Origin of the sequence: Mycobacterium marseillense (assembly GCF_010731675.1) — a bacterium.
Classification (GTDB): domain Bacteria; phylum Actinomycetota; class Actinomycetes; order Mycobacteriales; family Mycobacteriaceae; genus Mycobacterium; species Mycobacterium marseillense.
On the sequence record NZ_AP022584.1, the window covers coordinates 1,493,953 to 1,507,457 of the forward strand.

At 69.7% G+C, this 13,505-nt stretch carries 9 protein-coding genes and 1 pseudogene; 8 read left to right on the forward strand and 2 right to left on the reverse strand.

The features are described from left to right. Nucleotides 1-9: 9 nt before the first annotated feature. The 7 genes and pseudogenes from G6N26_RS06520 (at nt 10) to G6N26_RS25745 (ending at nt 10,542) form a co-directional block, all read left to right on the forward strand. Nucleotides 10-483, forward strand: coding sequence for a hypothetical protein (locus G6N26_RS06520; protein WP_067167671.1), 474 nt, complete (start codon nt 10-12; stop codon nt 481-483). Between the two features lie 343 nt (nt 484-826). Continuing rightward, nucleotides 827-1,495: pseudogene (gene ripD / locus G6N26_RS06525) on the forward strand (NlpC/P60 family peptidoglycan-binding protein RipD); the annotation flags it as partial. Between the two features lie 328 nt (nt 1,496-1,823). Then, nucleotides 1,824-4,004: an acyltransferase family protein gene (locus G6N26_RS06530; RefSeq protein ID WP_083016169.1), complete on the forward strand. Its 2,181-nt coding sequence runs from the start codon at nt 1,824-1,826 to the stop codon at nt 4,002-4,004. 59 nt (nt 4,005-4,063) lie between these two features. Further along, nucleotides 4,064-6,274 carry a glycogen debranching protein GlgX gene (glgX, locus tag G6N26_RS06535; RefSeq protein ID WP_083016173.1) on the forward strand — a complete coding sequence of 737 codons (2,211 nt, stop codon included), beginning with the start codon at nt 4,064-4,066 and terminating at the stop codon, nt 6,272-6,274. Nucleotides 6,275-6,277: 3 nt separating this feature from the next. Continuing rightward, nucleotides 6,278-8,599, forward strand: coding sequence for a malto-oligosyltrehalose synthase (gene treY / locus G6N26_RS06540; protein WP_083016176.1), 2,322 nt, complete (start codon nt 6,278-6,280; stop codon nt 8,597-8,599). Then, complete coding sequence (gene treZ, locus G6N26_RS06545) at nt 8,592-10,343, forward strand: malto-oligosyltrehalose trehalohydrolase (RefSeq protein ID WP_083016180.1); 1,752 nt, start codon at nt 8,592-8,594, stop codon at nt 10,341-10,343. The genes treY and treZ overlap by 8 nt, the downstream gene beginning before the upstream one ends. A 37-nt stretch (nt 10,344-10,380) precedes the next feature. Then, on the forward strand, nt 10,381-10,542 hold the full coding sequence (locus G6N26_RS25745; protein ID WP_169925509.1) for a hypothetical protein: 162 nt from the start codon (nt 10,381-10,383) through the stop codon (nt 10,540-10,542). 7 nt (nt 10,543-10,549) lie between these two features. Here the strand turns inward: G6N26_RS25745 and G6N26_RS06550 are convergent, their stop codons facing one another. Beyond that, nucleotides 10,550-11,878, reverse strand: a complete 1,329-nt coding sequence (locus G6N26_RS06550) for an aminotransferase class I/II-fold pyridoxal phosphate-dependent enzyme (RefSeq protein ID WP_083016243.1) — start codon at nt 11,876-11,878, stop codon at nt 10,550-10,552. Nucleotides 11,879-11,918: 40 nt separating this feature from the next. Between G6N26_RS06550 and G6N26_RS06555 the strand changes: the two genes are divergently transcribed. Then, entirely contained in the window at nt 11,919-12,590 is a 672-nt protein-coding gene (locus G6N26_RS06555; protein ID WP_083016184.1) for a pyridoxamine 5'-phosphate oxidase family protein, read from the forward strand. A 2-nt stretch (nt 12,591-12,592) separates the two neighbouring features. Here the strand turns inward: G6N26_RS06555 and G6N26_RS06560 are convergent, their stop codons facing one another. Next, a complete protein-coding gene (locus G6N26_RS06560; protein WP_083016188.1) occupies nt 12,593-13,498 on the reverse strand; it encodes a phosphatase PAP2 family protein in 906 nt (301 codons plus the stop codon). Between the last annotated feature and the right edge of the window lie 7 nt (nt 13,499-13,505).

Genomic DNA, 13,505 nt, shown 5'->3' on the forward strand with positions numbered 1-13,505 from the left:
TGGGACATCATGGCCACGCCGCAGCAGCCCGACAGCGCAGGGCCCGCGCCCGATCCGGTCGCCGGCTGGTCCACCGACCCCCACCGCCGGCTGGTGGACTACGACACCGAGGCCCCCGCGGCGCCCCGGGTGATCCGGGTGCGGCTGGCGGTGTGGGACGTCGTCTGCACCGTGACCCTGCTGGTCCTGCTCGCCGTGCTGGCCACGGCGACGAGCTGGCCGTCGCGGCTTTTCGGCTTCCTGGCGCAGGTCTGCGCGGACGAGACCTGCGGGCCGGTCCCCTTCGGGCTGGACCTGTACATCCACCCGGTGGTGTGGGGCGGGATCGGGGCGGCCCTGACCGCCGCCGTCATCGGCCCGGTCGTGTCCCTCCTGAAGGGCTGGTACATGTCGTTCTGGCCGGTCTTGTCCCTGGCGCTGATCATGGTGAGCTCGGCGGCCGGAACGATGCTGACCCTGTTCAGCGAACGCTATTGGCTGTGATCGGGCCGCCATCACCATCCCGTGACGGCGCCGCCGCGCCGTAGCCGGCTGAGACCGAAATCACAACTGCGCATACGGGATTGGGCCACCCCAATCACCGTCCGGTCACGGTACGACAAAAAATCCCCTGGGGCCCTGGCGGCTAACTCCGTCTGTTGTCAAAGTGGCTGTTGTGACTGATGTGAATCGGCCGTCTGACGGGCCGGTTCACTTCGCAAGTGCCATGGACGGCGCGGCCCCAGCGTGGGGGTCGTCGCCCGGTCCATGAACCGGGGGCGGACGCGCGAGGTCACCGCGTCGAGGCCCAATGAGTGCCTGGAGAGGCCAGGGAAAGGCCAGAAACATGAAACGCATCTACGCCTTCGCGATCGGTTTGGCCCTGCTCGGGGCGCCGATGGTGGTTTCCACCGTCGCGACCGCCGACCCGGGCGCCAGGTCGATGGACTATCAGCAGGCCACCGACGTGGTGATCGCCCGCGGTCTGTCGCAGCGCGGTGTGCCGTTCTCCTGGGCCGGGGGCGGCATCAACGGCCCCACCCGCGGCACCGGCACCGGTATCAACACCGTCGGCTTCGACGCCTCGGGGCTGATGCAGTACGCGTACGCGGGCGCGGGCGTCAAGCTGCCGCGTTCCTCCGGGGCGATCTACCGGGTCGGCCAGAAGGTACTGCCGCAGCAGGCCCGCAAGGGTGACCTGATCTTCTACGGCCCCGAGGGCACCCAGAGCGTCGCGATGTACCTGGGCAACAACCAGATGCTCGAGGTCGGTGACGTGGTACAGGTCTCGCCGGTGCGCGCCAACGGCATGACCCCCTACATGGTCCGGATCCTCGGGGCTTCCGCGGCGACGCCGCAGGCCCCGGCGCAGCAGCTGCCCACCCAGCAGGCCCCGCTGCAGCAAACGCCGGCGCAACAGGCCCCGGCGCAGCAGTCGCCGTTCACCCAAGCGCCGCAGCAGCAACTGCCCACCCAGCAGGCGCCGCTTCAGCAGGTTCCGGCCCAACAGGTCCCGACGCAACAGGGCCCGACGCAACAGTCCCCGCTGCAACAGGTCCCCACGCAACAGGCGCCGTTGCAACAGCTCCCGACGCAACAGGCGCCGGCGCAGCAAGTGCCGACCCAGCGCGCCCCGCTGCAGCTGGCACCCACGCAGCAGGCGCCGTTGCAGCAGGCTCCCCTGCAGCAGCTGCCCGCCCAGCAGGCCCCATTGCAGCCGGCCGGCGCCGGTCTCACCCGGTAATTTCCCCGGTCGTCCGCTGCCTTCCGACACCCGCCACTCGCCCCCCCGCCGCGCGCGATGGGGAATGGGTGGCGGGTTTTGGGTAAATTAGCGGTCGATCATGCAGACCCCGACGCGCTCTTCCTCACCGGCGGCCGCCGCCGATCCGGGCGCCGCAGGGGCGCCCACTGAGGGTTCATGGGGATCTCAGGGGTTCTATCGCGACGACCTCGACGGCTTGCGCGGCATCGCGATCGCGCTGGTCGCCGTCTTCCACATCTGGTTCGGCCGAGTCTCCGGCGGCGTCGACGTGTTTCTGGCGCTGTCCGGATTCTTCTTCGGCGGCAAGGTCATTCGCGCCGCGTTGAACCCAGCGGCCACCTTATCGCCGGTGGCCGAGGTGATCCGGCTTATCCGCCGCCTGGTTCCGGCCCTCGTCGTCGTGCTGGCCGGGTGCGCGCTGCTCACCATCCTGGTTCAGCCCGAAACCCGCTGGGAGACGTTCGCCGACCAGAGCCTCGCCAGCCTCGGCTACTACCAGAACTGGGAGTTGGCCAACACCGCCTCCGACTACCTGCGCGCGGGTGAGGCCGTCAGCCCCCTGCAGCACATCTGGTCGATGTCGGTGCAGGGCCAGTTCTACGTCAGCTTCCTGGTCCTGATCGCCGGCCTGACCTACCTGTTCGGGCGTTCGCCGCGCGCCCGGCTGAAGACCGTGTTCCTGGTGGCGCTGAGCGCGTTGACGCTTGCCTCGTTCGTCTACGCGATCGTCGCGCACCAGCAGAACCAGACGGCCGCCTACTACGACAGCTTCGCCCGCGGCTGGGAGTTGTTGCTGGGAGCGCTGGTCGGCGCGCTGGTGACCCGGATTCGCTGGCCCATGTGGTTGCGCACCGTGCTGGCCACGGTCGCGCTGGGCGCGGTGCTGTCATGCGGGGCGCTAATCAACGGCGTGCGCGAGTTCCCGGGCCCGTGGGCCCTGGTGCCCGTCGGCGCCGCCATGCTGTTGATCCTTGTCGGAGCCGGCCCGACGGGCGATTCCGAGCGCCGGTTGCCGCTGCCGAATCGGCTGCTGGCGACGCGCCCGCTGGTCGAGCTGGGTGCCATGGCCTATTCGCTCTATCTCTGGCACTGGCCGCTGCTCATCTTCTGGCTGTCCTACACCGGCCACAAGCACGCCACGTTCCTCGAAGGCGCGGTGTTGCTGCTGGTGTCGGGTGTGTTGGCGTATCTGACCAACCGGCTTGTCGAGGACCCGCTGCGCTACCGCGCGTCCTCGAAACCGGCACCCCGGCCGGCCGCACGGACGACCCGATGGCTGGGCCGTCTTCGGCGGCCGACGCTGGTGTTGGGATCGGCGGTCGTGCTGCTGGGTGTGACGCTGACGGCGACGTCGTTCACGTGGCGTCAACACGTGACGGTGCTGCGGTCGGCCGGCAAAGAGCTCAGCGTTCTCAACCCGCAGGACTATCCCGGCGCGCGGGCCCTGACCGAACACGCGCGGGTGCCGGCATTGCCGATGCGACCCACGGTCCTGGAGGTCAAACAGGACCTACCCGCCTCGACCAAGGACGGGTGCATCAGTGACTTCGTCAACCCGGCGGTGGTCAACTGCACCTACGGCGATGCGGCCGCGGAGCGCACGATCGCGTTGGCGGGCGGGTCGCACGCCGAGCACTGGCTGCCCGCGCTGGACATCCTGGGCAAGGCGCACCACTTCAAGGTCGTGACGTATCTCAAGATGGGCTGTCCGCTGTCGACCGAGCAGGTCCCGCTGATCATGGGCAACAACGCCCCCTACCCGCAGTGTCGCGAGTGGGTGCAGCAGACGATGACCAAACTGGTCACCGACCGGCCCGACTACGTCTTCACCACGACCACCCGGCCGTGGAACATCAAGTCCGGCGACGTGATGCCCGCCACCTATATCGGGATCTGGCAAACGTTGTCCGACAACAACATTCCCATCCTCGGGATGCGAGACACCCCGTGGCTGGTGAAGAACGGCCAGCCGTTCGACCCGGCAGACTGCCTGGCCAAACGGGGCGCCACCGCCCGATCGTGTGCGATCAAGCGGTCCGACCTGCTCTCCGACCGCAACCAGACCCTCGACTTCGTCGCCCGGTTCCCGCAGCTCAAGGTGCTCGACATGTCCGACGCGGTCTGCCGCGCCGACGTCTGCCGCCCCGTCGAGGGCAACATCCTGGTCTACCACGGGGCCCATCACCTGTCCCCCACCTACATGCGGACCATGGCGCCGGAACTGGGCCGCCAGATCGCCGACAACACCGGCTGGTGGTGAGCCGCCCCGCGGACCGCCGTATGTTCGTGAGCGCCCCGCGGCGCGGATAAGGTCGAAAGGTGTCCACCAACAATCCCGCTTCAGAATCAGGCGGTTACCAACAACCCAAACTCGCCACCGTCTGGCCGGGAGACCCCTATCCGCTCGGCGCGTCCTACGACGGCGCCGGGACCAACTTCTCCCTGTTCTCCGAAATCGCCGAAAAGGTCGAGCTGTGCCTCATCGATCACCACGGCGGCGAATCACGGATTCCCTTAGAGGAAGTGGACGGATACGTCTGGCACGCCTATCTGCCCAATATCAATCCGGGCCAGCGCTACGGGTTTCGCGTCTACGGCCCCTTCGACCCGGCCGCCGGCCACCGGTGCGATCCCAGCAAGCTGTTGCTCGACCCGTACGGCAAGGCCTTTCACGGCGATTTCACGTTCGGCCAGCCGCTGTTCTCCTACGACCTGAAGGCCTACAACGACAGGGATCCCGACGGACCCAACGCCGACGGGGCCGACCCGGGGTCTCCCCCGATGGTCGACTCGCTGGGCCACACCATGACCAGCGTGGTGAGCAACCCGTTCTTCGACTGGGGATCCGACCGCGCCCCGCTGACCCCGTACCACGAAACCGTCATCTACGAGGCGCATGTCAAGGGCATGACGCAGAACCACCCCAGCGTCCCCGAGGAACTCCGGGGCACCTACGCCGGCCTGGCCCACCCGGCGATCATCGACCATCTCAAGTCGCTCAACGTCACCGCCATCGAGCTGATGCCGGTGCACCAGTTCATGCACGACTCGCGGCTGCTGGACCTGGGATTGCGAAACTACTGGGGCTACAACACGTTCGGGTTCTTCGCCCCGCACAACCAATACGCGGCCAACCGCAGCTCGAGCGTCGCCGAGTTCAAGTCCATGGTGCGCAGCTTCCACGAGGCGGGCATCGAGGTCATCCTCGACGTGGTCTACAACCACACCGCCGAGGGCAACCACCTCGGCCCGACCATCAATTTCCGCGGCATCGACAACGCCGCGTACTACCGGCTCGTCGACACCGACCTGCGGTTGTACAAGGACTACACCGGCACGGGCAACAGCCTCAACCCGCGCCACCCGCACGTGCTGCAACTGATCATGGACTCGCTGCGCTACTGGGTATCCGAGATGCACGTCGACGGGTTCCGCTTCGACCTGGCCGCCACGCTGGCCCGCGAACTGCACGACGTCGACCGGTTGAGCGCGTTCTTCGATCTGGTGCAGCAGGATCCGATCGTCAGCCAGGTCAAACTGATCGCCGAGCCGTGGGACGTCGGCGAGGGCGGCTATCAAGTCGGAAACTTCCCGGGTTTGTGGACCGAGTGGAACGGGAAGTATCGCGATACTGTGCGCGATTACTGGCGGGGTGAGCCCGCAACCCTGGGTGAGTTCGCCTCCCGGCTGACCGGGTCGTCGGACCTGTACGAGGCGACCGGCCGGCGCCCCAGCGCCAGCATCAACTTCGTCACCGCGCACGACGGGTTCACGCTGGGCGACCTGGTGTCCTACAACGAAAAGCACAACATGGCCAACGGCGAGGACAACCGGGACGGGGAAAGCCACAACCGCTCGTGGAACTGCGGTGTCGAAGGCCCCACCGACGATCCCGACATCACCGAGCTGCGCTACCGCCAGATGCGCAACTTCTGGGCAACGCTGATGGTCAGCCAGGGCACGCCGATGATCGCCCACGGTGACGAGCTCGGGCGCACCCAGAACGGCAACAACAACGTCTACTGCCAGGACTCCGAATTGTCTTGGATGGACTGGTCTTTGGTCGACAAGAACTCCGACCTGCTGGCATTCGCGCGCAAGGTGACCGCGTTGCGCAAGCAGCACCCGGTGTTCCGCCGGCGCCGGTTCTTCGAGGGCGAGCCGATCCGCAGCGGCGACGAAGTGCGCGACATCGCCTGGCTGAACCCCAGCAGCCGCGAGATGACGCACGAGGATTGGGACGAAAGCTTTCACAAGTGCGTGGCCGTCTTCCTCAACGGGGACGCCATCACCGCCCCGAACGCCCGCGGCGAGCGAGTGGTCGACGACTCATTCCTGTTGTGCTTCAACGCCGGCGACGAACCGGTTCAGTTCTCGATGCCGCCGGATGACTACGCCCGGGAGTGGACGGTGGAACTGGACACCAACGAACCGACGGGCCTCAAAGAGGGGGGCGATCAGGTGGTGGCCGCCGAGGAGAAGGTGTCGCTGCCCTCCCGTTCATTGCTCATCTTGCGTAAGACTTTGTGACGCATGGATTTACCCATCCTGTCCACCTATCGGCTGCAGCTGCGTGGTGAATCCAGCGGGTCCGCGTTCACCTTCGCCGACGCGGAAAACCTGCTGGACTACCTCGACGACCTCGGGGTGACGCACCTGTACCTGTCGCCGATCATGACCGCGACCACCGGGTCGAGCCACGGCTACGACGTCACCGACCCCACGACGGTTTCCCCCGAGCTCGGCGGCCACGACGGCCTGGCCCGGCTGTCGGCGGCGGCCCGGGCGCGGGGCCTCGGCCTGGTCGTCGACATCGTGCCAAACCACGTCGGCATCGACCAGCCCCAGCAGAACCCCTGGTGGTGGGACGTCCTGCAAAACGGCCGTTCGTCGCCCTACGCAACGTTTTTCGATATCGACTGGGACCTCGACCCGCAGGGCCGCATCGTGCTGCCGGTGCTTGGCTCCGACGACGACGCCGCCGACCTGACCGTCGACGGGGACCTGCTGCGCCTGGGCGATCTGGCGCTGCCGATCGCGCCGGGCACCGCCGGCGGCACCGGCCCCGAGGTGCACGACCGCCAGCACTACCGCCTGGTGGGCTGGCGCAACGGCGTGTGCGGCTACCGCCGCTTCTTCTCGATCACCTCACTGGCGGGGCTGCGCCAGGAAGATCGCGCGGTCTTCGACGCCACCCACGCCGAAGTCGGGCGGTGGTTCACCGAGGAGCTCGTCGACGGCGTGCGCATCGATCATCCCGACGGCCTGTCCGATCCGTGCAGCTACCTGGCCTGGTTGCGCGAATTGGCCGGGCCGTCGGCCTGGATCGTGATCGAGAAGATCCTGGCCGTCGACGAAGCGCTCGAGCCCACCCTGGCGGTCGACGGCACCACGGGTTACGACGTGCTGCGTGAGGTCGGCGGTGTTTTCCTGGATCCGCGGGGTGCCCCGGCCCTGACCGCGCTGGTGGACTCTTCCGGCGTGGACTACCGGGCGTTCCCGGCCATGCTGGCCGATCTCAAAATCCGTTCGGCCACCGACACGTTGGGCAGTGAGCTGGCCCGGCTGCGCCGCAGCATCGTGGCCGCCGCCGGCGCCGATGACCCGATGCTGCCCGACGCGGTCGCCGCGCTCCTCACGCACCTCGGGGTCTACCGCAGCGACTACCCCGGCCTGGTCGCACTGCTGCCCACCGCGCTGGCCGAAACCGAGGCGGCCGCACCGGAATTGGGCCCGGCGCTGCAGGTGCTGGCCGCGGCGCTGGCCCACGGCGGCGAGCCGGCCACCCGGCTGCAGCAGCTGTGCGGGGCCGTCACCGCCAAGTCTGTCGAGGACTGCCTGTTCTACCGCGACGCCCGCCTGGTATCGCTGAACGAGGTGGGCGGCGAGCCGCACCGCTTCGGGGTCGGCGCGGCCGAATTTCACCACAGCGCCGCCAGCCGCGCCCGGTTGTGGCCGCATACGATGACCACGCTGACCACCCATGACACCAAACGCGGGGAGGACGTGCGCGCCCGGATCGGGGTGCTGTCCCAGGTGCCGTCGCTGTGGACCGAGTTCGTCTCCCGGTGGGAGATCGACGCCCCCTCCCCCGATCCGGCGACCGGACAGTTCCTGTGGCAGAACATCTTCGGTGTGTGGCCGGTAGGCGGGCCCGACAAAGGAAAACCCACCGCCGAGTTGCGTGACCGATTGCACGGCTACGCGGAGAAGGCCATCCGGGAGGCGGCCTGGCACACCTCGTGGAGCGATCCCGACACCGACTTCGAAGACGCGATCCACCGCTGGCTGGACACGGTGTTGGACGGCCCGGTGGCCGGGCAGCTGACCGAGCTTGTCGCGCAACTCAATCCGCACGCCGCCAGCGACGCGCTGGGCCAAAAGCTGCTAGCGCTGACCGTGCCCGGGATACCGGACGTCTACCAGGGCACCGAGCTGTGGGACGACAGCCTGGTCGATCCGGACAATCGCCGCCCGGTCGACTACGCCGCCCGGCGCGCCGCCCTGCAGGCACTACAGCACCCGAAGATCCGGGTCGTCACCACCGCGCTTCGCGTGCGCCGCGCCCACCCGGACAGCTTCCTGCGGGGCGACTACGTCCCGGTGCTGGCCGACGGGGACGCCGCCGACCACGTGCTGGCCTTCCGCCGGGGCTCAAATGGCGGAGACATCGTGGTCGCGGTGATCCGCTGGACCGTGCGGCTCACCGAAACCGGTTGGGGCAACACGGTGTTGCCGCTGCCCGATGGCACCTGGAAAGACGCGCTCACCGGGGCCGTCGCGGATGGACCGACCTCGGCGGCCCAGTTGTTCGCCGACCTGCCGGTCGTTCTGCTGGAGCGCCATCATGACTGACTTCGGTGTCTGGGCGCCCAAACCCGAGCTCGTCCGTCTCGACGTCGACGGCGACGTGCACCCGATGACTCGCGCGAAGGACGGCTGGTGGCATGCGAGCGTGGACGCCGCGCCGGACGCCCGTTACGGATACCTGCTCGACGACGACCCCACGGTGCTGCCCGACCCGCGCTCGCCGCGCCAGCCCGAGGGCGTGCACGCCCGCTCGCAGCTGTGGGATCCCGCCGCCGCGACGTGGACTGACACCGGGTGGGCCGGCCGGTCGGTCGAAGGCGCGGTGATCTACGAGCTGCACCTGGGCACGTTCACCGGGGCAGGGACCCTCGACGCCGCCGTCGACAAGCTGGACTATCTGGTGGATCTCGGCGTCGACTTCGTGGAGCTGATGCCGGTGAATTCCTTTGCCGGCAGCTATGGCTGGGGCTACGACGGGGTGCTGTGGTACAGCGTGCACGAGCCCTACGGAGGGCCCGACGCGCTGGTGCGCTTCATCGACGCCTGCCACGCGAAGGGTCTGGGCGTGCTGATCGACGCGGTGTTCAACCACCTCGGCCCGTCGGGCAACTACCTGCCGCGGTTCGGCCCTTACCTGTCCTCGGCGAGCAACCCGTGGGGTGAGGGCATCAACATCGCCGACGCCGACTCCGACGAGGTCCGCCGCTACATCATCGGCTGCGCGCTGCGCTGGATGCGTGATTTCCATGCCGACGGCCTGCGGCTGGACGCGGTCCACGCGCTGGTGGACACCACCGCCATCCATATCCTCGAGGAACTTGCCACCGAAACCGATTGGCTGGCCCAGCAATTGGGGCGCCCGTTGTCGCTGATCGCCGAGAGCGACCTGAACGACCCGCGGCTGATCACCCCGCGTGACCGCGGCGGCTACGGCCTGACCGCGCAATGGGCCGACGACATTCATCACGCCATCCACACCGCGGTGTCCGGCGAGCGCCAGGGCTACTACGGCGACTTCGGCAGCCTGGCCACCCTCGCACACACGCTGCGCCAGGGCTTCTTTCACGCCGCGACCTATTCGTCGTTCCGGTACCGGCGCCACGGCCGCCCGCTGGACACGACCCAGAAATCCGGCATCCCGGCCACCCGGCTGGTCGCCTACACCTGCACCCACGATCAGGTCGGCAACCGAGCCCTGGGCGATCGCCCCTCGCAGAACCTGAGCGGCGGCCAGCTGGCCATCAAGGCGGCGCTGGCGCTCGGATCCCCGTACACCACAATGCTTTTCATGGGCGAGGAATACGCGGCCTCCACCCCGTTCCAGTTCTTCAGCTCACATCCCGAACCGGAGCTGGCCCGGGCCACCGCCGAGGGGCGCAAGGCCGAGTTCGCCGAGCACGGCTGGGACGCCGACGAGATCCCCGACCCACAGGACCCCGAGACGTTCGCGCGCTCCAAGCTGAACTGGGAGGAGGTCGACACCGGCGAGCACGCCCGCCTGCACCGGCTGTACCGCGACCTGATCGCGTTGCGGCGCACCGATCCGGACCTCGCCGACCCCTGGCTGGAGCACCTCACGGTCGACTACGACGAGGACCAGGGCTGGATCGCCATGTCGCGCGGGCGGCTGCGCATCGTGTGCAACCTGAGCGCCGAGTCGGTGCGGGTGCCGATCGGCGGCGACGTCGTGCTGGCGTGGGGAGAACCGGCTGTCGACGCCGACGGCGCTGTGCTGCAAGGCCATTCGTTCGCCATCCTGGCGGCGCCCACGGGGCCTGTGGATAACTGATTGGCGGCCGCGCCGGATCACCCCCGATGATGCGGCCATGAGTCATTCTGAATTCGGTCACAAACTGCGGCGGATCTGCTCGCACAATCCGGCCCGCCGGGGCCTCACCACGCGGCGCACCGTGCGCCGCGACACGCCGTCCAACACCATCGAACTGTTGTGGACCGGCCCAGGGCCGGGTGACGACGAGACGGCGTGACCCGCGGCTACACGATGGGCCGGCCGGCGGGGCGCACCGCCTGGGCGACCGCGTCGGCGAGCGGAGCGATCTCCTCGGGCGCCAGGTCCGAGATCGTGAGGCGGATGCCCGCCGGCGTCCGCATGCGGAACCGGGAGCCCGGCGCCGCCGCCCACCCCGCCCCGAACAGGCGGGAGATCGCGACCGCCTCGTCGGGGACCGGAACCCACACGTTGAGCCCGGAACGCCCGTGCGCGTCGAGACCGCGCTCGGCCAGCGCGTCGCACAGCCGCGACCGGCGGTCGGCGTAGTGCCGCTCGGCGCCGGCGACCAACTCGGAGGCCGCGTCGTCGGACCACAGGCCGACGGCCAGCCGCTGCAACACGTGGCTCACCCAGCCGGGGCCGAGCCGCAGGCGGCCATGCACCCGCTCGACGGTCCGGTGGTCGCCCGCCAGGACAGCCACGCGCAGGTCGGGGCCGTAGGCCTTGGACGCCGAGCGCACGAACGCCCAGTGGGTGGTGCATCCGGCCAGGGTGTGCAGCGGTACGCCGGCGATGCCCGCGCAGTGATCGTCTTCGACCAGCAGCAGGTCGTCGGCCCGGCGGGCCAGCACCGCGCGCAGGTCATCGGCGCGATCCGCCGATAGCGCGGCACCCGTCGGGTTTTGCGCGCGGTTGGTCAGGACCAGCGCGCGCACCCCGCGCCCCAGGACCCGGGCCAGGTCGGCGGTCAACGGCCCGTCGTCGTCCACCGGCACCGGCTCGGCCGAAAGCCCCAGGGCGGCAAGGAGATCCAGGAGGTTGGCCCACCCCGGATCCTCGATGGCCACCCGATCGCCGGGACGCAGATGCGCGGAGAGTGCGCGCTCGATGCCGTCCAGCGCGCCGCTGGTCACCGCCAGGTGATCGGCGGGCACCCCGTCGGCGGACAACGCGCGCCGGGCGAACTCCTCCAGCGCCGGCGAGATGGCCGGGCCGCCGTAAAGCACCGGCTGCGCGGGCGCCGGTCCGGGCGGGGCGGCTCCCGCGATGGGCAGCAGGTGCGGGTTGGGGTTGCCGGTGGACAGATCGCGCACGCCCGCGGGCACCTCGAGCCCGAGCAGCGAGCGCGGAGTGGTCGCCGGCCGGCGCCGCACCCGGGTGCCACGCCGGCCCGCGGTCTCGACGGCCCCGCGATCGCGCAGCAAGCGGTAGGCCGCGGCGGCGGTGTTGGCGTTGACGCCGAGTTGCGTGGCCAGCTCGCGGACCGGGGGCAGCGCGTCGCCGGGCGTCAGGGAGCCGGCCGAGATCGCCGCTTCGATGCTGGCGGCTATGGAATCCGCGCCGGTTCCCGTTATGCTGTTTTGTACTGGCACGCAATTCATTATGTACTAGGACAATTGTGAGGGCAAGCTCGTGGACATCGCATACCGACCGACCGCACGCACCACCCCGACCCGCTATCGGGAGCGCGCCCGCTACGACCGTCATACCGTCCACGCCATCCTCGACGAGGCGCTGATCTGCCATCTGGGCTACCTGAACGCCGGCCGCCCGGTCGTCCTGCCGACCACGCACGCCCGCCTGGACGAGAGGCTCTACCTGCACGGTTCGAGCGGCGGGGGCCCGCTGCTGGCGGCGCGGACGGCCGAGGCCTCGGGGTCGGGCCTGCCCGTGTGCGTCACCGTCACGCTGGTCGACGGGCTGGTGCTGGCGCGCTCGGCGATGCACCACTCGGTGAACTTCCGCTCGGTGGTCGTGGTGGGCGAGGCACGCGTGGTCGACGACCCGGCGGAGAAGTCGCGGGCGCTGGGCTGCCTGCTCGACCACATCGCGCCGGGGCGCGCCGCCGACTGCCGGGCCCCCGACGCCCGCGAGCTCGCCGCGACCGGGGTGCTCGCGCTCGACCTCGTCGAGGTGTCGGCCAAGGTGCGCAGCGGTCCCCCGGTCGACGACCCGCAGGACCTGCCGCTGCCCCACTGGGCCGGGGTGGTGCCGCTGACCTTGACGGCCGGGACGCCGGTGGCGGCGGACGACCTCGATCCGGGCACTGCCGCGCCGGCGTACCTGGGGCGGCCTCGGGGCTGAGCTCACGCCTCCGGTTGCCGGTCGCGTGCCCGGCGGGTGTTGTCCCACCAGGTTCCGACGACCATGACCGCACCCGCCCAGGCCATGCCCAGCAGCCAGCCCGCGAGCACGTCGCTGAGGTAATGCACGCCGAGGTAGACGCGCGAGAACCCGATCAGGAACGCCGCGCCGATCGTGACCGCCCACACCGTCACGCGCCCGGTCCACCTGGGGACCAGCCAGCGGGTCAGTATCCACGCGGAGATGACCATGATCGCGGCGGTGCCGGTGGCGTGTCCGGAGGGAAACGAATACCCGTCCGCGTCGACGAGGGCGAACGGCAGGGCCGGGCGGTTTCGCCCCACCAAGGCCTTGGCGGTGAAGAGCACCAGCGGGACCCCGGCGCCGCAGACGAGGGCCAGCACCACCGGGCGCCACGTCCGGCACCGCCAGCCGGCCACCAGGGAAATCGGCAGGGCGAACGCGGCCAGGAACAGGGGGCTGCCCGCGACGGTGATCGTCCGCAGGACGGTGGTCAGCCACAGGTCACGATGGGTCGCGAGCCACCGGGTCACCGGGTGGTCGATCACGGCGATGCCGTCGCCCTCGAGCACGTCGTCGAGCACTTCGGTGAAGCCGACCGCCAGCGTCACGACCACGGCCAGCCCGACCAGCAGGGCGACGGCCGCGACCTCGCTCACCGGCAGCCGGGCGGCCAGTGCCCGCCACCGGTCGCCGATCCGTTCGCGCGCCCAGGCCAGCGTCTCGCCGATCACCGCGGCGCCCGACACCCGCTCCCACAAATCCCGCAGCCGGCGCCCGCGCCGGGCGACCCAGATCGCGGCCCACGCGAGCAGGACGAGCGAGGCGATGATGGCGGCGCTGACCAGCCCGAAACCGGGCGTCCCGGGTCCATACGGCTCGTGCATCTATCGC